Raw genomic sequence first — 20,317 nt, 5'->3', positions numbered from 1 at the left:
AGTAGATTGAGAAAGGAGGCCGTATGCAGTGAACATCAAAAAGGTCAGTATATTCGCCGCACTTGTCATGATTGCCATCGTTGTTATTATTCCGACCGCTATTGTGACCCCCTTTATCGGTGCGGGAACCAACGATAACTATCAGGTGAAAACGACAGCAGCAAAAGATTCACCAGATGAACAGGCAACCGCGGAAGAGGATTCCTACGTTGTCTCCGTTTTCCGCTCACAGGAAGAAACGGTCGATAATGTACCACTGGAGAAATACGTCGCGGGAGTTGTAGCCTCCGAAATGCCTGCTGAATTTGAGCTCGAGGCACTCAAAGCACAGGCGCTCGCAGCCAGAACATATATTGTGAAGTATGTGCTGAATAAAGAAGAGAATCAAAAGCAGGAGCCCATCACAGACACGGTTCAGCATCAGGTTTATAAGAGCGAGGCCGAACTGAAGGAGCAATGGAAGGGGGATTTCACCTGGAAAATGCAGAAGATCAAGAAGGCCGTCAATGCCACCCGAGGCGAAATTATTACGTATAAGGGCAATCCAATTACCCCTTCCTTTTTTTCAACCAGCAACGGCCATACCGAAAACGCCGAGGATTACTGGCAAAACCCAGTCCCTTATTTAGTCAGTGTAGAAAGCCCGTGGGATCAGCAGTCCCCTAAATTTGAAGATCAGAAAATCGTGACCATTAAAGAAGCTGAAAAAGCACTGGGAATCAACTTCAGCTCCAATCCGGTTTTAAAGGATATCAAACGTACCAGCAGCAACAGAGTCGAATCCATTAAAATTGCCGGTAAAAATTTCACTGGCCGTGAAGTCCGGGAAGCTTTAGGCCTCCGATCCAGCGACTTTAAAATCCAGCATAAAAATGAGCACCTCATTTTCACCACGAAAGGCTACGGTCACGGCGTCGGCATGAGCCAATACGGCGCAAACGGCATGGCTAAGGAAGGCAATACGTATAAAGATATTATTAAACATTACTATAAAGGAACAAAAATTTCCCAAATTGAATCCAACGCTGAACGTGTGATGGTGTTGAACGAATAGCGGGCCTTAGCGGGTCCGTTTTTTGTTTTGGGTAGCCACACCCGATATAAACTTTTTTTATAAAAAACGCATAAAAAAATCCACTTTGTCGAAAAATAAGTGTAAAAAAATTTGAAAATAAGGTATATATCTTCCTCAATCTGCTCAGAATGGTTGCTGAGGTGGTGATAAAATGAATGAGGAAGGAAAGAATCCTAACTCAAAAAATTCCGGATGGAGGAAGTTAGTACGCAAAAAGTGGTTTTATCCAGCAGTTTATTTAACTTTTGCAGCATTGGTTTTAACTGGAGTTCTCTGGTATCAAAATGCAGCGATTGATTTACCAGAGGAAGAAGCTCAGGACCAGACAGACCAGCTAGACTCTGAAAACACAGACCAGGTTGGTGAACGTCCTGAAGGCGATTCAGTTCCAGTCATCGAGCAAGATGAGCAAGTTATGATGCCTGTAGCCAATGCAAAGGAAACCGAGATTGTAACGAAATTCTACGACTACAATGCATCAGAAAAGGAGCAGGAACAGGCACTCGTCCTTTACAATAATAAGTATTACCAAAGTAAAGGAATTGATATCGCATCCACGAATGAAGAGCCATTTGATGTAACAGCTGCATTGAGTGGTAAGGTTACCGACGTTAAAGACGATCCGTTGCTGGGTATGGTTGTTGAGTTAACTCACGAAAATGGAGTAACGACCAACTATGCAAGTCTTGAAGATGTAACCGTGGATTCTGGAGCAAAAGTTGAGCAGGGAGACGTAATTGGAACTGCTGGTCAAAACCTTTATGGACAAGCCAATGGTATTCATGTACATTTTGAATTGCGTAAAGACGGAACCCGCGTGGATCCGGAAGAGTATTTCAACAAATCTTTAAGTGAAATTAAACTTCCTTCAGACGGAAATGAAGAAGATGGAGATCAGGAAGACGGAAATGAAGAGGATGGCACCGAAGAAGATGGAGCATCTGAGGATGGAGCTTCTGAAGACGGAGCAACCGATGACGAAGCATCTGATGAAGAAACTTCTGGTCAGGAAGAAAACACCGATGACCAGGGAGACTCAGGTGATGAAGACAACGGTTCAGACGGTGAAGAAGATGACTCCACTGATGTACAGCCTGAATCTTCTGCATCCTCCGCAACTGCATAAGGAATGATAAAAAAGACTGTCTCAGTGAGGCAGTCTTTTTTTTGGCTCATCCCTTTTATCACGCATGAACTGGCCGTAGTACCCCCACTTCAAGTCCTGAAGTTACCCCAACAAGACTAAGTGGGGATGGAGACCCCCACTGATGGAAGTTTCACTTTATGATAAAATCAACTCATTGGCCATAAAATGAAGTCCGGCCGATCAGACGAATTCATCGAGTGAAGGGGTGTTGAGACTACATAAAATGAAAAAGCAAACAAACAACCAGCACGCATATACAGTAAAGGATTCTCAATTTTGGCTGATTACCATCAGCCTGGCTGTTTCGTCTTTTTTTGTTTTTGCGGCTATGTATTCCACCCAGCCGCTATTGCCTTTATTTGTACGGGAATTCGATGTCTCGGTATCCGTCTCGTCCCTTTCCGTGTCCCTGACCATCATTGGACTGATTATCGGATTAATTGTACTCGGATTTCTATCGGACCGTAATGGGCGTACGATGTTTATAAAATTATCACTGGCAGGGGCAGCGATCCCTTTTCTGTTGATTCCTTTATCAGACTCCTTTTTATTATTCCTGATTTTTCGTTTTTTACAAGGCTTTGCATTAGCCGGGCTTCCTGCTGCCGCGTTGGCTTATTTGATGGAGGAGATTGACAAAAGCAGCCTCCCTCTGGCAACTGCACTATATATATCCAGCAATGCGCTTGGAGGGATGGTCGGACGCGTAATGACAGGCTATGTTTCGGACCATTTATCCTGGGAAATGGCTTTTTATCTATTAGGCGGATTGGGGTTTGTGGTGTTAGTGGCGGTTTTATTTATGCTGCCTCACTCGCGTTTTTTTACACCCAGCCAATTAACCTTTTCCCGGGATATGAAAGGCTTTCTGTATCACTTAAAAAACCCGGGACTGCTGTGGATCTTTGGAATCGGAGTTGTTATCCAGCTTTCGTTTACCGGGATATGGACGTATTTGCCGTTTCATTTGGAAGGTCCGCCGTTTTCGTTGTCCTTAGAAGCCATATCCTATCTGTTTTTAGCTTATGGACTCGGAGTTGTCGGCTCTCCTGTTGCCGGCTGGCTTTCAGGGCGATTTGGCATTTTAATCGTTCGGGCAGCGGGAATTGTCGTTATGTCACTGGGGATTCTGATGACCCTGGCACCCACGGTATGGATGATCGCGATAGGGCTTTGTATCACCTGTCTGGGCTTTTTCACCGCCCACTCCATTACCGCCTCATCAGTGGGATTTGAGGTCACCCATCATAAAGGGAGTGCCTCCAGTCTTTATCTCGTATTCTATTATGTCGGCGTTTCGCTCGGAAGCTCAAGCTTTGGGGCCATTATGGAATGCGATGGGCTGGACAGGGATTGTGATTACGCTAAGCTGTATTCCTGTGCTTTATACATTAAGCCGGTTTACCGTTGTCAGGAAAAGGAAGCAAAATGCAGCGGAAAGAAATAGTACTAACGTCAATGGATAACCGTAAAGCATCTATCTTCTAAAACCGAAGCCAATAACCTGCAGAAGCGGATTTTGAAAAAGAAAACTGCACCTCAATGAATGGATCAGGCTCATATTGAGGTGCAGTTTATTTACGGCCACGAAAATGATAAAGTAAACGGTTTTGTGGATAAGAAATCCTGAGTGACCACGTCCGGCTCCAGCGCCCGGCGACTAGCGTGACTTCCTTCCCCTCCGTCCGATAAGTCAACATCGACTCACGCTGTTCGTCGTGTTTCCTTTATCTCCTCCGGCTCAGTCCAGTCCGTACGTCGCTAAACGGGCGCTTCCGCCTTTGTTATTAATTTTTCATGCTTGCCGGGATTTCGGTTAAATCAATGCCCCAGACTACCGGCAGCCAGAAGTAAATGGCAAGGGCAACGAGGAGCACACCGATGATGTTCAGGGCAAATCCTGCTTTAGCCATATCAGGAATCCGTAAGTACCCTGAACCGAACACGACCGCATTTGGAGGTGTAGCAACCGGCAGCATAAAGGCACTTGAAGCTGCAACGGCGGCAGCGATCATAACGGCATAAGGGTGTATCCCCAGAGCAACGGCCAGTGAAGCCATAATTGGATACATCATATTGGCAGTCGCTGTGTTGGAGGTTACCTCGGTCAGGAAAATAACCATGGCTGCTACAGCTAACAGGATAAGGAAAATATTGATTCCATCCAGCACGCTTAACTGACTTCCAATCCATTCGGAAAGTCCGGAGCTGCTGAATCCGCTTGCGATGGCGAGACCGCCGCCAAATAGCAGCAGAATTCCCCATGGAAGCTTCACAGCGGTATTCCAGTCCAGCAGATAATCGCCTTTCCGATTTTTGGACGGAATGATAAATAGAATCACCGCAGCTGTAATCGCAATGATCGCATCATTAATATTTTCATTGATTTGAGTAAGCAAAAACGAACGGCTGATCCACGCAAAAGCGGCCAGAACGAAAATGACCATAACTCCTTTCTCCTCAAAAGAGGCGCTGCCTAATTTCTCTTTTTCATTCTTAATTACTTCTCGTCCGCCAGGCAAATGCTTAAATTTAAGAGGGTAGGATACTTTCACAAGATAATACCAGATAATGAAAATAAAAATCCACGCAATAGGAACCCCGAAAAGCATCCAGCCGGCAAAGGTGATCTCAATATCGTACATATTATTAATCACACCCGCCAGTGCAGTGTTAGGCGGAGTTCCGATTAAGGTCGCAATTCCTCCCACAGAAGCGGAATAAGCAATCCCCAGCATCAGCGCCTTGCCAAATCCGAAGTTTTCTTGAGAGGTATCAATCGAATGGTCATCTTTTAATTGTTCGGCCACCTGATAAATAATCGCAAGCCCAATTGGAACCATCATCATAGAGGTTGCCGTATTGGAAATCCACATCGATAAAAATCCGGTAGCCACCATAAACCCAAGAATAATCCGCTCTGAATTTGTGCCAATGACGGAAATGATAGATAGGGCAATCCGCCGGTGCAGATTCCATTTTTCCATAGCCAGGGCAATCATAAAGCCTCCCATAAATAGGAAAATCGTGTCGTCCCCATAGGAAGAGGTCGTCGCCCCGATATCAAGACCGCCAGTGAGTGGAAAAAGGACAATCGGTAATAAGGAGGTAACAGGAATGGGCACAGCCTCCGTAATCCACCAGATCGCAATCCATATCGTACTGGCCAGAACCGCAACGCCGGCATCGGACAAGCCATCCGGATGGAAAAACTGTAACGTTAAAAAGAACAGTGCAGGGCCGAGAATCAGACCAATCATCTGTCCGGGTTTAAATAGCCGGTCCCCATTTCCATTGTTATTTCCATTTCCCCGATTGTTCTCGCGCCGAATCGTGTTTGGATTCGTACCTTCAGACCCGAGACTCGATGAAGAGGGCCTGGCAAAAAAACGCAGCAAATCCTTGGCCTGGTTATGCATATCCCATAACCAGTTCCATGCAGCTGTCATCATAGCATCATCTCCTTTGTCGTATAAATAGTACCAGCTAGAAAAGCAGTTGTTTGAAAGAAGAGAAAACTTCGATTACTGCAAACGTTATCAAAAATTTTCAAAATTTTAAAGGAAAAACTATTTGGATAATTATGGAGGAGTTTAGCTCTATCCCAAAGAGCTCAGCTCAATCCCGGAAACGCCAGCCCAAGCCCGCCTAATCCTCGAAATACTTAGCTCAGAATCCCAAGAATCCCGGTCCCTCCCTTTAAAAAAACCAACAAACACCTTGTCCTACTTGAATTTTAAGCATATTCGCACAGTTTCGTTAATAAAATGTTACAAACAAGTTCAAAGAAAGGTTTGAGGTGGGAAAGTGTGTGACGCAGCTAGAGGATTAGAGGGAATAGGAAACGGACTTCTGGATGGCAATCAAATTTACTACAGGTATCCCGGAAAAATCACCTTGTCTCATTTCACGCCTTTAAGAGATCCAACTCAGGGAGGCGAGTGGTGTGCACGATTACATCAAAGAGCGTACAATCAAGATAGGGAAATATATCGTGGAGACAAGGAAGACGGTCCGCGTAATCGCAAAGGAGTTTGGGGTTTCCAAGAGTACGGTCCATAAAGATTTGACCGAGCGGCTTCCGGAAATCAATCCCGAGCTTTGGAAGGAAGTGAAGGAAATATTAACCTACCATAAGTCGATTCGACATCTGCGTGGTGGAGCCGCAACAAAGCAGAAGTACAATGATGAGGACAAAAAGGAGCCGGTTTAATTGTCATTTTTATTTCCTTATGATGAACAACCATTCATCCGATCCATAAAAGATTTTCAGGCAGATCCAGCTTCCAAATGCTAATCTGACATCCAGTATATTTTAAATGGAATAACAACATTCCATTCAATCTCAAAATTAAAAGTCATTCAATATGGGAGAAAATCGGTTATTTAAATCCCACTATAATCATTCAAAAAATAACACCGTAGAATCACACCAAAGAGAACAGCACGAAGCCTCAACATATCAAAAACAACAAGATGAAAACATCACGACAAAACCACTGCAAATGCCTTCGAAACAAAGCTTCCAGCAACCCAGCTCACCTATTACAAACAGCCACGAAGAGAACTCATTCCAAAGCGAACAGCCCCAAGCCGCGTTCTCCCGAAATACTTAATGGACATGAGCCAGGTCGTTCGAAAACATAATCGGGCTTATCTTTAATCAGCGAACCAGCAGCCGCAGCAGAACCTGGACATAGCTAGAATAAACGTCGCAAAACGAATACATATGTTACATAAAATCTCTCTGCCACGACAGCACCTGTACAGCGACGCAGCACCGAATATGACAGTTTTATCTATACCAGGAAAAGTCCGCCACTGCATCCGCATCTTCATGCACCAGTCAACGGATATTGAATATATTTTTTTCGAAAAAATGTGAGACGATATGACAATTTTTATGTTAAAATGTAGAAATAGAGTAGTACGATTGCGGATAATAGGTGAAATGTAATATAGAAAGCTACGCAGGGAGGACGAATGGTTCATGTTTTCACGGGATATTGGCATCGATCTAGGAACAGCTAATGTACTCATTCATGTTAAAGGCAAAGGAATTGTTTTAAATGAGCCGGCAGTTGTTGCCATGGATCGAAACACAGGAAAAGTTTTGGAAGTTGGGGAAGCTGCCCGACGTATGATTGGACGTACTCCAGGAAATATAATTGCGATTCGACCGTTAAAAGACGGCGTCATTGCTGATTTTGACGTGACGGAAGCCATGTTAAGGTATTTTATTGAAAAAATCAATGTGAGAGGCTTCCTGTCCAAACCACGAATTTTAGTTTGCTGCCCGACCAACATTACCAAGGTCGAACAGAAGGCGATTAAAGAGGCTGCTGAAAAGAGCGGCGGCAAAAAAGTCTATCTTGAAGAAGAACCGAAAGTGGCTGCCATTGGTGCAGGCATGGACATTTTTCAGCCAAGCGGCAACTTAGTATTGGACATAGGCGGTGGAACGACGGACATAGCTGTATTGTCCATGGGAGATATTGTCACCGCCTCCTCCATAAAAATGGCCGGAGATACGTTTGATAATGAAATCATTCAGCACATTAAACGGAAGTACAAGCTGTTAATCGGCGACCGTACAGCAGAAGATATTAAAATTAATGTAGCCACCGTATTTCCGGACAACCGTTATGAGGAAATGGACATCCGCGGACGGGACCTTGTCACAGGGCTGCCACGCACGATTACGGTGAACTCAAAAGAAATCAATGATGCCCTGGAAGAATCGGTTTCCCTTATTGTACAAGCTGCGCGAACTGTACTGGAGCGGACACCGCCTGAGCTTTCCGCTGATATCATTGACCGCGGAGCTATTTTGACCGGTGGAGGAGCACTATTGAATGGGCTTGATCAGCTCCTATCCGAAGAATTAAAAGTACCTGTCATCATTGCCGAGGAGCCAATGTTCTGCGTGGCAAAAGGGACAGGCCTTATGCTCGAACAAATCGAAAAACTGCCCAATGTGAAAAATTAACATGGACTTGCCACCAGGAGGCTGAAATAATGTTAAGAGGATTTTATACAGCAGCATCAGGGATGATGACACAGCAGAGTCGTCAGGATGTGCTTTCAAATAATATGGCCAATGCGCTAACCCCGGGATATAAAGCCGATCAGACCACGATGCGGGCTTTTCCTGAAATGTTAATTGAACGGACCGATTCCAAACAGCTCCCTGTTCATCATTCCGTGAACATCCCGAATAATAAGCTGATTGGGAGTTTAAATACAGGTGTCTATATGCAGGAGACGATTCCTGATTTTGGACAAGGGGATTTAAAGGAAACAGGCATGTCCACAGATTTGGCCATCTGGAACGGACAAATGCCGGATGACACGGGTTCCCTGTTTTACACCATTCAGAATCAGGACGGGGGTACAAGCTATACCCGAAATGGGAACTTCACCATTGACGCGAACGGTTTTCTCGTGACCAACAGCGGACATTACGTTCTTGATGAAGGCGGGAACCAGATTCAGGTCAATAATGATGAGTTTAATGTAACCCGAAACGGTGAAATTCAGGCAAATGGCGGAGTGACCCCACTGGGCATTGTTTATCACCCGAATGCCGCACAGGATTTTACTAAAGGAAATAACGACCTGTACAACCTTGAGGAAGACGGTGAAGCACCGGTGAATGCCCGTAATGCAGGCGGAGTAACGTTTGAAGTTCGCCAGGGCATGATTGAACGGTCGAACGTGGATACCACGCAGACGAGGACGGAAATGCTGCAGACCTACCGGAACTTTGAGGCCAATCAGCAGGTATTAAAAGCATATGATAAAAGCATGGACATGGCCGTCAATCAAATCGGGCGTCTTCGCTAAAGGAGGATTTTAAATGCGTAGTTCATATCTTGCAGCCACAACGATGGGGCAGCTTCAGCAAAAGTTAAATCTAATCGGACATAATCTGTCTAATTCCAGTACAACAGGATATAAAGCAAGGACCGCCAATTTTTCCTCCCTGCTTCATCAGCAGATCAATCAAAACGGTATTGACGGGGAAGCACCAAGACAGACCCCTGAAGGCCTTCGCCAGGGGACAGGTGCTAAGCTGGGGCATACCAAAGTACGAATGGATGCCGGAACCATTACCCAGACAGAGCGTCCTCTGGATGTAGCCCTCAGCGGAGAAAAGCACTTTTTCCAGGTGCAGGTAACGGAAAATGGCGCCGCGGAAACGCAATATACGCGAGCGGGAAACTTCTATCTGCAGCCGATCAATAACAATCAGCAGGTCTCCCTGGTTACCGCTCAGGGAAATCCTGTGATCGGTGAAAATGGGCCGATTGTGCTTCAAAGCGACATGGATGAGATTTCTATTCAAGATAACGGAAATATTCTGGTGAGAAGAGGGGAACAACAACAAGTTGAGGCCTCCCTTGAAGTGATGGAGATTGATCGTCCACGCTCTCTTGAAACTGCAGGCGGTAATCGGTATCGGATTCCGGATAACGTTCCGGCAGCCGGCATGACCGCAGTGGCACCAGACCCAGGCCTGCACGTAGGCGCACTTGAATCGTCCAATGTGGATATGGGCGAGGAAATGACCAATATGCTGGAAATGCAGCGAGCTTACCAAATGAATTCACAATCCATCTCGATGGGCGATCAGATGGCCGGCCTAATTAATCAGCTCCGGAGCTAAGCTGGTTCATCAGCCTGTGAATTACAAATAAATCTTTAAAATGAACGAGGAGCTTCATCTATGGTGACAGAGCAAAAGAAAAGCCGTGCACAAACAAAAGAGGAAGCACGAAAACGCAAACGGTCAGCCCGGAAAGAAGAAAAACAAACCAAACGTGCCGAGCAAAAAAAGCAAAAATCGCAGAAAGCCGAAAAAAAGCCGAAAAAACCACGCAAACGAATTTTCCCCTTATGGGCACGCATTATCGTAATCACCATTCTGAGCGTGATCGCCTTAGCCGGGGGATTAATGGTTGGCTATGGCATCATCGGCGAAGGAAAACCCACAGATGTTTTGGACCCATCCACATGGCAGCATATAATTGATATCGTCAAGACGGAATAACCAGATGGACTTTCATTGATAAAGTCCATTTTTCTGTTTGAGGAAATTTTCTGGTATGATAAGAGTGATTCACATACATAAAAATGTTCAATGGAAAGCTGAAGGAGGTTCAGTTGATGGAGATGGACAACAGTCAAATTAAAGAAGTCATCCCGCACCGCTACCCATTTTTGCTGGTTGATAAAATTGAAGAAGTCGCACCAGGCGAGAAAGCAGTCGGGATCAAAAATGTATCCGCAAACGAGCCCTTTTTCCAGGGCCACTTCCCGGATTACCCAGTCATGCCCGGCGTCCTTATCGTCGAAGCCATGGCACAGGTAGGCGCCACATCCATCCTGCAAAAGGAAGAAAATCAGGGCAAGATCGGCTTTCTTGCAGGAATCGATAAATGCCGTTTCAAACGCCAGGTCAAACCCGGCGACGTTCTCAGACTCGAGGTTGACATCACCCGGGTAAAAGGCCCCATCGGAAAAGGCAAAGGCACCGCAACCGTAGACGGTGAAGTCGCCTGTGAAGCAGAAATTACATTTGCGATTGAGAAGTAAATAGTGAAGGTTAATGGAAACTACCTCCTGGTGCTGGGGTAGTTTTTTGGTGTTTTGGGCAGATTTCCGGGGACGATTTCTGGCAGGCTGGGATTGATCCGGAGTTGTGGGAATTAGTACTGTATAGAGTTTATTCGTCTGAAAATTTATGAATGGGTCCTTATACTTTTGAATGAGCCAGCGCAGCCGGAATTGAGCGCATTTTAAAATAATTCGTCCAATTTTAAAAAGAATCCATCCGGTTTTGGAAAGGAATAATCTGATGCTTAAACAATCAAGCCAATATAAAGACAATCATTCCATAAAACCGTTCATTAATCTTAAACATCGTCCATTAATCCTAAACCTGAGAATTTAATCCAGAAACTCATTAATTCAGCAAATCTCCTGCTAACCTAAACCATACAAGCAACACCGCACACTCACTGGCCAGCACGACCGTCAAGCGCAGAACCTAACTTTCAGCACAAAACCCGCATCAGCTGACACGGGTTTCGAGCTTAATTTTTATTTATCTTCTTCTTCCTCATCTCCGGTTAAATCTGCATCATTACCTTCGTTTAAACCTTCACCATTGCCGTTGGTACCATTTTCGCCAGTTTCGCCGCCATTTTCGGTAGTTCCATTTTCAGTAGTTCCATTTTCATTCGTTTCTTCCTCGTCTGGAAGCATGTCATCTTCTGTACCATTTTCGCCATTGCCATTGTCGGTACCGTTATTTTCAGTTCCATTCTCAGTACCACTATTTTCTGTTCCTGTGCCCTGATTACCATTCTCAGTGCCGCCGTTTTCCTCTTCTTCCATTGGTGTTTCTTCCTCAGCAGGTTCGTTGTTATCCTCTTGAGCACAGCCTGCTGCAAGGGAAAAGGCCATGAAAGAAAGACCCAATTTCCATAACCATTTTTGTGACATATCCATTTCCTCCTTCAATGAAAAGTTAATCATGCGTAGCTTTTCCTTAAATTTATAAAAATATGTCAAAATATAAGAAACAGGAAAAGCCATGCTTACATATAGCGTTCTTCATTTGGGAGACATTATTTATGAATTTACATGTAGGTGTTATTTGGTATGATCGGAAAAATGAGTTAAATCCTTAGCTAAAAGATATATTTTGACATTTTCAGACGAAATTTTACGAAAATTTTGTAAAATTTATTAACTTTTGGAAGATTTTGTAGTACAATTGTCCTGCATACTACATTTTTTCTGAATAGGAGGAGGTTTCATGGATGTAACGGATACATATCGGGTGAATCGGAAAACGATGGCGATTATTCCTCATTCTGGGCCTGATTATCAAAGCAGAATTATTGAAACCGGCAGAGAAATTTTTTGTACAAAATCAGTAAAGCAGATTCTCGAAAAAGCTTGCCTGGAGGGTGGTGCATCCCTAGATGGCAGACGAAAATCGGTCGAGTATATTCTGAATACGAATATCAAACTTCCGATCCCGGTCAATCCAGGTATGGGAGCATTCTTTTTTCCCAATAAATCACCAAAGGAGTTCAACTGCAGCTGGTTTTCCTTTTACCACATCGAAGAGTACCTCAAATCCAATGATAACAATGATAAAACCAATCTCGTCTTCTCGAACCGTACAACAGCAGTGATTGATACTTCATTTTTTACCTTCAGGCGGCAAATGTATGTGACTGCAACGGTGATCGCCGCATTATCCCGGGACATTCTGTGGTCCAGTGTTCAGGATGACGAAGAAGAGAAGAATAGAGATCAGGCCTCTAGTTAATAAGATCCATATAGATAAAGATTGAGGATAAGCCTTTCGTTGATTCACTTAAGCGAGAGGCTTTTAATTATGCCTATCATAGCGATTATTCGACAAATTCCGGGTCGTGACAGGCACCACAATGTATAATCCCACATAGACAAACGAATCCTACCGGAAAAAAGATGAAACCCATTTGCTTTAAATACGTACAAAATACTGGTATTGTTAAGGACTGTGTAATACATATAAATCGCGAATAAATTTTAGAGAATCTGATACATAAAAGGAGAGACGTGTCATGAAGTGGAAAAAGGGTATGGTTGTTTTACTTGCAGCTGCTTTTCTGATGACAGCCTGTACAAATGAATCCGATCAGGCGGATGAGGAAGAGGAGGAGCTGATTACGCCTGTGGAAACGGCTCAGGTTGAGAAGGGCTCCCTGACAATTGAGCAGACATTTTTTGGCCGTGTGACAGCTGATCGCATGGCACAGGTGATTCCAACAAATGCAGGGGAAATCTCTGAGCTGAATGTGGAAAATGGCGATGAAGTGGAAGAAGATGAGGTACTGGCCCGTACGTCACCGGGGAATCTCGCTATTGAAGCGCCCATTGCCGGGATTGTGCAGGATTTGACGATGAATGAGGACTCCCTCGTTTCCAATCAGAATCCGGTAGCATCCATTATTGATTTGGATTCGCTGAACGCAGGTATGCAGGTGACCGAGGAACAGCTGGATTTATTTAAAGAGGACCAGGAAGTTACACTGAATTTCTCCACACTCGAAAAGGATGTAACAGCAACGGTTGAAAGCATTGCGGTTAAGACCGATGATACCGGACTTTATCCAGTCTCAGCTTCCTTTGAAAATGAAGATCATAAAATAAAGCCGGGGATGGTTGCGGAAATCACGATTCCTGAGGAGAAAATTTCGGATGCTCTGATTGTCCCGACAGCGGCGATTGTGGAAGAAAACAACGCCAGCTACGTTTATGTCATTAAGGATAATACCGCCCACTATACAGAGGTTGAAGTGCTCGGGGCACAAACGGAGTCCACAGCCATCAAAGGAGATATCAAGAAAGGGGCAGAGGTTGTAACCAAAGGACAGCTGACTCTGACTGATGGTGGTAAAGTGGAAGTTATGAAGGGGGAAGAGTAAGTGAAACTCGTAAATACTTCAGTACGCCGTCCCGTTGGCGTTGTTATGATCGTAGCAGCTATCATAGCACTCGGAATTATGTCCCTTCGTAATTTAACCATTGACCTTTTTCCGGATATCGAATTGCCGATTGCGGTTGTTGCGACTACATATGAAGGAGCTGCTCCGGAAGATGTGGAGGAGCTCGTCTCAAGACCAATCGAATCAGCCGTAAGCTCCATTGAGGGCATTGATACGGTTCAATCCCAGTCTTCCCAGGGGTCATCCCTTGTGGTGATGATGTTTAACACAGGAGCGGATTTGGACTCGGCCTTACTGCGGGTTCGGGAGCAGGTGTCCTCGGTGCAGGGCATGCTCCCGGAAACAGCGGGTGAACCGAATGTGCTCCGCTTTGATCCGCAGCAAATGCCGGTCATGTGGGTCGGTTTAACCGGAGATAACGTAAAAGAACTGCAAAACATTGCCGACGATGATCTTGTTCCTTATTTTGAAAGACAGGACGGGGTTGCATCTGTAACAGTAGAAGGCGGAACCACCGATGAAATTCAGGTGGAGCTGAAGCAGGCTAAGCTCGCCCAATATGGGTTAAATACCCAGAGCATTATGCAGGCAATTGGAGCGGCAAACCAGTCAGGCTCGGCCGGTGTGATTGCCAAAGGGGATCAGGACCTGCAAATCCGTATTCAGGGCGATTATGCGTCCCTTGAAGATATCAAACAAACGATTGTTCAAACTCCAAATGGGGCAACCCTCCATTTAGAGGACATAGCGAATGTGAGTCGGGAAACTAAGGATCAAAGCTCGGTTTCCTACGTCAATAATAAATCGTCTGTCGTTCTGTCCATTCTGAAGAAAACCGATGGAAATACGGTAGAGGTTGCCGACACCATGCATGCTGCCGTTGAAGATATGCAGGGAGAGCTTCCGGATGGAGTCAATCTGGATGTTGTTTTTGATAATTCAACCTTTATTAAAATGTCCATCGATTCCGTTGTCCGCAACATGCTGATGGGAGCAGTTTTCTCAGCACTTGTTTTACTTTTATTCCTGAAAAGCTTCCGGGCAACACTTGTTATCGGACTTTCGATTCCAATTGCGATTATTTCAACATTTTCACTCATGTACTTTACAGGTGAAACCGTAAACGTTCTGACCATGGGTGGACTCGCGCTCGGAATCGGGATGATGGTCGATTCATCCATCGTCATCTTGGAAAATATCGTCTCGTACCGGCAGCGGGGTCATACATTGAAAGAAGCAGCCAAGCGGGGGGCATCTGAACTCGCACCAGCGGTCATTGCCTCGACAACTACAACGATTGTCGTCTTCCTGCCAATCATCTTTGTGGAAGGCATCGCGGCGGAAATGTTCGTCCCGCTGGCGTTAACCATTTCCTTTGCACTGCTGGCGTCGCTTGTCGTTTCCGTGACCCTGATTCCAATGCTTGCCTCCAAGCTGCTGACAAAATCAATGCAGGAGGAAGGCAGACGGTACTGGTTTGATAAAGTATTAGGAAAAATTAATGATGGGTACCGGCGGGTTCTGAAATTTGTGCTCGGCCACCGGAAAACAACCGTATTTGGCACGATTGCCGCGATTGCTTTAAGCCTGGCCTTAATTCCGATGATTGGGGCTGAGTTCATCCCTCAATCGGACCAGGGCCAAATTCAGATTAACGTCAACACACCAACAGGAACACATTTGGAATCAACCGAAGGAATAGCGGATCAAGTTGATGAAAAGCTCAGTAACTATGAGGATGTCATCGAAACCAACTTTGTCACCGTGGGAGGATCAGGCGGCATGGTTGGTGGCGGCGGATCGTCCAATCAGGCCAGCTACATGATTCAGCTCGTCCCTCAGGAGGATCGGGATGTAACCACCACGGAAGTCGTTACCCAAATGGATGAAGGCCTGCAAAAAATTCCTGGTGCCGAAATCACCGTAAGTGCCATGGGAGGCAGCATGGGCGGCTTAGGCTCACCTGTCCAGTTGCAAATTTCCGGACCGGATTATGATGTCCTTAAAGAATTGGGCGATCAGGTGGTCTATTTGATGGAGGATATTGAAGGCATACACAACCCTGAATCCTCAGCATCAGAAGGAAGTCCACAGGTGAATGTAAATGTGGACCGAGAGCGGGCCGCACAGTACGGCTTAAGCTACCAGCAGGTTATGAGCCAGGTGCAGATGGGCTTCACCGGCCAAATCGCATCCAGATATCGAACCGGCGGAAGTGAATTGGACGTAAGAGTGATGCTGCCTGAAGATCAGCGCACGACAATAGAGGACCTGGAAACCTTACCGATTCAGACTCAGACAGGAGCACTCATTCCGCTCTCAACGGTAGCTGAACTGGAACAGATTCAGGGACCAAGCACCATTAGCCGTCAAAACCAGCAGCGTCAGATAAGCATCAGCAGTGATATTGTCGACAGAGATCTGGGAAGCATCATGACCGATGTGGAAGAAAAACTCGACACCATGAAATTCCCTGAAGGCTACTCCTACTCGGTTGGAGGCCAGGCGCAGGATATGGCTGAATCCTTTGGGCAATTAAGCTTAGCCTTAATCTTCTCAATATTCCTGGTTTACGCGGTCATGGCCGTGCAGTTTGAGAACTTCCTGCACCCATTTGTCATTATGTTCTCACTGCCAGCCACCATTGTCGGGGTTATCGTCGGACTGTATGTCACCCAGACGCCGCTAAGCATACCGGCCTTCATTGGGTTCATCATGCTCGCCGGGATCGTCGTCAACAACGCCATTGTGCTGGTCGACTATATCAACATCCTGAGAAATCGCGGCCAGGAGCGGTATGAGGCCATCCTGAACGCAGGCCCAAGCCGAATGCGCCCGATTCTCATGACGACCCTAACAACTGTGCTCGGGATGATCCCACTGGCACTGGGTCTCGGCGAAGGCTCAGAATCCCAGCAGCCACTGGCAATTGTGATCATCTTTGGACTTACAGTTTCAGCAATCTTTACGTTGTTACTGATTCCAGTCGTCTACACCTATTTTGACGACTTTTCCCGGAAAGTTGTCGGGTGGTTTAGTAAGGAAAAATAAATAGGGACTGTCCCTCACCGCTTTAGAGAACTAAAGTAAATTAAAAAAAGTCTTGTGGAGAATATCTCTGCAAGACTTTTTTGTTTTAATAAAAATTCGAGCGAGGTACCAGGTAATGCCTGATGGATATGATTTGGAGCAGCGGCTTTTGGGGAGAATAAGCCGAGACAGGGGAATTATGCCTGTGGATTTGGAATTAATCCATTGTTATCATTATTAATCCAGCTACTCGTGGATTAAGCGCGTTTTAAAAGTAATTCCTCCAAATTTAAAATTAATTAATCCGATTTTGAAAGAGATTAATCCAAAAGTTGAAGGATTGATCCAGAAAGTTAATGATAAGTCCGCAGAAGGGTTCATTGATCCAGAGTTGTGGGAATTAAACCTAGATAGAGCATTATCGTCTGAAAACTGCTGAATTCATTCGAGATACTTCCAATTGATCCACCCCATCCCGGATTATTTTACAAATAATCCCTCCACTTTTAAAAATAATTCAACCCATTTCAGAAATAATTACGATTTTAAATAAATTAATCTACATTTATCGGAATTAATCCCCAAACAGATGAATTAATCCGCAACACCTGCGAATATCCCCAAACAACCAAATCCATCCAAAACCAATGAAATTAACCCGCAACCCCGCGAATCAATCCGCCACCCCACCCAAAATAACAGTTTTTGTCGATTCCCCATTCCCCTTATAAAAGCACCCCTGTTACTTAATACTAAGGGTAAGATTGGTCACAAACTCGACAAATTATGGTAAGATAATTAGAGTGAATTTACGTAAAAGCAGGGATAATATGTTTAATCTAACCGAATTAATTGTCGCTTTCTTCATAGCACTGATTTCAAGCCTGTTGTTAACCTATCCGATCAAAAAATTGGCGTTGAAAATGGGTGTTATGGACGTACCCAATCATCGAAAAATACACACAAGCGTCACCCCAAGACTAGGGGGGCTTAGTATATATCTGGGAACGGTTCTCGGAATGCTCTATATATTTCCGGATCATCCGCAGATGTCCGCCATTACTCTTGGCTCATTAATTGTCGTTGTTACAGGGATGATTGATGATAAATATCAGATCCGGCCGATCATTAAGCTTTCAGGTCAGCTGCTGGCAGCTGTGGTCCTGATTTCGGACGGGATTATTATTGAAAAGATCACACTGCCGGTTTTCGGTGTCATTGAACTCGGCTATTTCAGCATTCCGCTTACAATTCTCTGGATTGTAGGCGTCACCAATGCGATTAATCTCATTGACGGATTGGATGGGCTCGCAGCCGGCGTGTCCACGATTGCCATATCAAGCATTTTGGTGATGGCGATTATTGATTATCGTTTAATCGTCGTTTATATCTGTGTGTCACTGATTGGCAGTAATCTGGGCTTCCTGTTCCACAATTTTCATCCGGCAAAAATTTATATGGGGGACACCGGATCCCTGTTTCTTGGATATTCCGTCGCAGTCATATCTATGTTAGGGTTATTTAAAAATATTGCCTTATTCAGCTTTATTATTCCTATCATCGTGCTGGGTGTTCCGATTTTGGATACCCTGTTCGCCATTGTCCGCAGAATGGTCAATAAAGAACCAATCATGATGCCCGACAAAAAACACGTTCACTATCAGCTTCTTGCCGCCGGATTCAGCCATCGCACCACTGTCCTGATTTTGTATGGATTCAGTGTGCTGTTTGGCGGGCTTGCGATTCTGTTTTCGCTGGCAACGAATTTAACCGTGTCTTACTTGGTGATGTTCGCATTGCTGATTTTGATTCATATTTTTGCGGAGATTGTTGGGATTGTGGGAAAAGGGAAAAAGCCTGTAACGAAAATGCTGTGGAAGCTGTTAGCAAAAGAGAAGACTTACCAAAGAGAAAAAGATGTGGAGCAAAAGCCCTAAATCACTTCCTGTTTACCTGGTCGCATGAACAGCTGTCACTTTCCCGCATATTACAAATACATTAATTTTCAAGATAATTATTGACTGGAATATATGCAAATCTTACAATAAATTATTGTCATAATTTTATGGGGATATTGGATAATAAAACATTAGTAAACGTCATTATCCCATTGTATAATGATGAAAACAGCGTAAACAGACGTAACAACAAGATAGAATTAGCGGAGGGGCATAATAATGAGTATCCTGGAGAAAAATTCTGATATACATCGAAAAATTGAATTATTTTTTATAATATTTATTTTATTTCAGCCAATATTAGATCTATTAGCTTTTATAGGCTTACCATTATCCACACCAATACGTGCATTAGCTATGCTGATCGGTTTTATTTATATACTTTTTAAACCTGGTTTGAAACATAAAAAGAAGGCTATGATCTATATCTTTATTTTAGGTTTCCTAATGCTCATTAATTTGATTACTACCTTCATGTTTAGACAGGAGTTTTCCTTAACAGTTGAAATTGAGTATATCATTAAAACCACTTATGTTATTTTGATGGTCATGATTTATACGTATATTTTCAAAGCATTTAGCGAAAGAGAAGATTGGCAGCGTATCATCCAGAAATATGTTTCCATAGCCCTGTCCATGATAGGTGCTGTAATGGTAATTGCTGAACTGACAGACACAGGAAAACGAAGCTATAATGCCCTGGCTAAAGCAGGTCATTCAGGATGGTTTTTTTCAGCTAATGAATTAAGTGCCATTTTAGCCATGGGACTTGGAATCATTCTTCTTTATTTTATAAGCTCCAAAGTATTAACGAGAAAAATGATAATGTTGCCTTTTTTATTTTTTATTTTATGGTCGATGCTTACCATTGGCACAAAAGTAGGTTTAATAGCCATGTTAATTGTATTGGCAACGGTCTTGGTTATCACCCTGATTGATTTTATCAAGAACAGAAAAAAATGGCATAATCTTGTTTTAGTCAGTGTCCTGGCTGTTTTTTCAGTCTTTATGATTCCAAATACAGCCATCGGTAATAATTTAGATACGAAAGTTCTTGATTTATTTCAATTTAATAATCCGGAAAAACAGGGGTTAGATCAGGAAAAGGAAAATATTGAGAAACAGCCATCAGCGGAAGAAGTGAGGAAGGTGTTACTAAGTGGCAGAGGGGATTATCTGGCCAATCAGTGGGAGCATTACGATGATGCACCCATGATGCAAAAGGTATTTGGTATGGGGCGTATGCCAAAATTGGTTGAGATGGACTTTTTTGATTACTTTTTCAACTTTGGTGTGGTCGGACTCATTACTTTATTTGCCCCCTTCATATTTATTGGGTTTATAATCTTACGGAATATATGGAAAAGCAAATTCGCCCTTTTAAATCGGACGACAATGATTTTTGGGATTGGAGCAGGATTAGGGTTAGGTATTGCCTTTGCGGCTGGTCATATTCTTTCCGCACCGGCTTCAGGATATTATCTGGCATTACTGTTAAGTTTTCTGTATGTATACACAGATAAGTATAAGAATGCTCCAAAAGACGAAATGAAAGAAGAGGTAAATAAATAAATTATTGAGAAAGGGGCGTATC

At 44.2% G+C, this 20,317-nt stretch carries 16 protein-coding genes and 1 pseudogene; 15 read left to right on the top strand and 2 right to left on the bottom strand.

What is annotated here, in order from left to right:
* Positions 1-28: 28 nt before the first annotated feature.
* The 3 genes from spoIID to ABD006_RS05375 all read left to right on the top strand — a co-directional run bounded on the left by spoIID (position 29) and on the right by ABD006_RS05375 (position 3,669).
* A complete protein-coding gene (gene spoIID / locus ABD006_RS05385) occupies positions 29-1,054 on the top strand; it encodes a stage II sporulation protein D (protein WP_343838470.1) in 1,026 nt (341 codons plus the stop codon).
* Positions 1,055-1,226: 172 nt separating this feature from the next.
* Positions 1,227-2,201 carry a stage II sporulation protein SpoIIQ gene (spoIIQ, locus tag ABD006_RS05380; RefSeq protein ID WP_343838469.1) on the top strand — a complete coding sequence of 325 codons (975 nt, stop codon included), beginning with the start codon at positions 1,227-1,229 and terminating at the stop codon, positions 2,199-2,201.
* Between the two features lie 244 nt (positions 2,202-2,445).
* A complete protein-coding gene (locus ABD006_RS05375) occupies positions 2,446-3,669 on the top strand; it encodes an MFS transporter (RefSeq protein ID WP_343838468.1) in 1,224 nt (407 codons plus the stop codon).
* A 340-nt stretch (positions 3,670-4,009) separates the two neighbouring features.
* Here ABD006_RS05375 and ABD006_RS05370 read toward each other — a convergent pair whose 3' ends face one another.
* Positions 4,010-5,674 carry an SLC13 family permease gene (locus ABD006_RS05370; protein ID WP_343838467.1) on the bottom strand — a complete coding sequence of 555 codons (1,665 nt, stop codon included), beginning with the start codon at positions 5,672-5,674 and terminating at the stop codon, positions 4,010-4,012.
* A gap of 494 nt (positions 5,675-6,168) precedes the next feature.
* On the opposite strand from ABD006_RS05370, the gene spoIIID reads away from it, so the two are divergent.
* From spoIIID to fabZ, 7 genes and pseudogenes are all read left to right on the top strand, one after another.
* On the top strand, positions 6,169-6,435 hold the full coding sequence (spoIIID, locus tag ABD006_RS05365; RefSeq protein WP_044162357.1) for a sporulation transcriptional regulator SpoIIID: 267 nt from the start codon (positions 6,169-6,171) through the stop codon (positions 6,433-6,435).
* Positions 6,436-7,212: 777 nt separating this feature from the next.
* Positions 7,213-8,211 carry a rod shape-determining protein gene (gene mreB, locus ABD006_RS05360; protein ID WP_343838463.1) on the top strand — a complete coding sequence of 333 codons (999 nt, stop codon included), beginning with the start codon at positions 7,213-7,215 and terminating at the stop codon, positions 8,209-8,211.
* Between the two features lie 29 nt (positions 8,212-8,240).
* Complete coding sequence (locus ABD006_RS05355; RefSeq protein WP_343838461.1) at positions 8,241-9,068, top strand: flagellar hook-basal body protein; 828 nt, start codon at positions 8,241-8,243, stop codon at positions 9,066-9,068.
* Positions 9,069-9,081: 13 nt separating this feature from the next.
* Positions 9,082-9,891, top strand: coding sequence for a flagellar hook-basal body protein (locus tag ABD006_RS05350; RefSeq protein WP_343838459.1), 810 nt, complete (start codon positions 9,082-9,084; stop codon positions 9,889-9,891).
* Positions 9,892-9,942: 51 nt separating this feature from the next.
* A pseudogene (locus tag ABD006_RS18045) lies at positions 9,943-10,089 on the top strand (hypothetical protein); the annotation flags it as partial.
* Positions 10,090-10,110: 21 nt separating this feature from the next.
* Positions 10,111-10,275 (top strand): DNA-directed RNA polymerase subunit beta, encoded by a 165-nt coding sequence (locus tag ABD006_RS18040; RefSeq protein WP_464758802.1) that lies wholly within the window; start codon positions 10,111-10,113, stop codon positions 10,273-10,275.
* Positions 10,276-10,397: 122 nt separating this feature from the next.
* Complete coding sequence (fabZ, locus tag ABD006_RS05340; protein ID WP_343839017.1) at positions 10,398-10,820, top strand: 3-hydroxyacyl-ACP dehydratase FabZ; 423 nt, start codon at positions 10,398-10,400, stop codon at positions 10,818-10,820.
* Between the two features lie 507 nt (positions 10,821-11,327).
* Here the strand turns inward: fabZ and ABD006_RS05335 are convergent.
* Positions 11,328-11,825: a hypothetical protein gene (locus tag ABD006_RS05335; protein WP_343838455.1), complete on the bottom strand. Its 498-nt coding sequence runs from the start codon at positions 11,823-11,825 to the stop codon at positions 11,328-11,330.
* A gap of 223 nt (positions 11,826-12,048) precedes the next feature.
* Between ABD006_RS05335 and ABD006_RS05330 the strand changes: the two genes are divergently transcribed.
* From ABD006_RS05330 to ABD006_RS05310, 5 genes are all read left to right on the top strand, one after another.
* A complete protein-coding gene (locus ABD006_RS05330; protein ID WP_343838453.1) occupies positions 12,049-12,570 on the top strand; it encodes a competence protein ComK in 522 nt (173 codons plus the stop codon).
* Positions 12,571-12,850: 280 nt separating this feature from the next.
* The gene (locus ABD006_RS05325; protein WP_343838451.1) at positions 12,851-13,714 is read left to right on the top strand and encodes an efflux RND transporter periplasmic adaptor subunit; all 864 of its coding nucleotides are present in this window, start codon (positions 12,851-12,853) and stop codon (positions 13,712-13,714) included.
* Positions 13,715-16,786, top strand: coding sequence for an efflux RND transporter permease subunit (locus ABD006_RS05320; RefSeq protein WP_343838449.1), 3,072 nt, complete (start codon positions 13,715-13,717; stop codon positions 16,784-16,786).
* A gap of 809 nt (positions 16,787-17,595) precedes the next feature.
* Positions 17,596-18,702, top strand: coding sequence for a glycosyltransferase family 4 protein (locus ABD006_RS05315; RefSeq protein WP_343838447.1), 1,107 nt, complete (start codon positions 17,596-17,598; stop codon positions 18,700-18,702).
* A 240-nt stretch (positions 18,703-18,942) separates the two neighbouring features.
* On the top strand, positions 18,943-20,295 hold the full coding sequence (locus ABD006_RS05310) for an O-antigen ligase family protein (protein ID WP_343838445.1): 1,353 nt from the start codon (positions 18,943-18,945) through the stop codon (positions 20,293-20,295).
* Positions 20,296-20,317 lie beyond the last annotated feature (22 nt).

Source organism: Salinibacillus aidingensis (assembly GCF_039522525.1).
Classification (GTDB): domain Bacteria; phylum Bacillota; class Bacilli; order Bacillales; family Alkalibacillaceae; genus Salinibacillus; species Salinibacillus aidingensis.
Note: the sequence above shows the minus strand (reverse complement) of the source record. Positions and strands in the feature narration are given on the sequence as shown.

Bases quoted from the DNA above. Each gene is read 5' to 3' on its own strand.
- spoIIQ (WP_343838469.1), top strand. From the start codon at position 1,227: ATGAATGAGGAAGGAAAGAATCCTAACTCAAAAAATTCCGGATGGAGG.
- ABD006_RS05375 (WP_343838468.1), top strand. From the start codon at position 2,446: ATGAAAAAGCAAACAAACAACCAGCACGCATATACAGTAAAGGATTCT.
- ABD006_RS05370 (WP_343838467.1), bottom strand. From the start codon at position 5,674: ATGATGACAGCTGCATGGAACTGGTTATGGGATATGCATAACCAGGCC.
- mreB (WP_343838463.1), top strand. From the start codon at position 7,213: ATGTTTTCACGGGATATTGGCATCGATCTAGGAACAGCTAATGTACTC.
- ABD006_RS05355 (WP_343838461.1), top strand. From the start codon at position 8,241: ATGTTAAGAGGATTTTATACAGCAGCATCAGGGATGATGACACAGCAG.
- ABD006_RS05350 (WP_343838459.1), top strand. From the start codon at position 9,082: ATGCGTAGTTCATATCTTGCAGCCACAACGATGGGGCAGCTTCAGCAA.
- fabZ (WP_343839017.1), top strand. From the start codon at position 10,398: ATGGACAACAGTCAAATTAAAGAAGTCATCCCGCACCGCTACCCATTT.
- ABD006_RS05335 (WP_343838455.1), bottom strand. From the start codon at position 11,825: ATGGCTTTTCCTGTTTCTTATATTTTGACATATTTTTATAAATTTAAG.
- ABD006_RS05330 (WP_343838453.1), top strand. From the start codon at position 12,049: ATGGATGTAACGGATACATATCGGGTGAATCGGAAAACGATGGCGATT.
- ABD006_RS05325 (WP_343838451.1), top strand. From the start codon at position 12,851: ATGAAGTGGAAAAAGGGTATGGTTGTTTTACTTGCAGCTGCTTTTCTG.
- ABD006_RS05315 (WP_343838447.1), top strand. From the start codon at position 17,596: ATGTTTAATCTAACCGAATTAATTGTCGCTTTCTTCATAGCACTGATT.
- ABD006_RS05310 (WP_343838445.1), top strand. From the start codon at position 18,943: ATGAGTATCCTGGAGAAAAATTCTGATATACATCGAAAAATTGAATTA.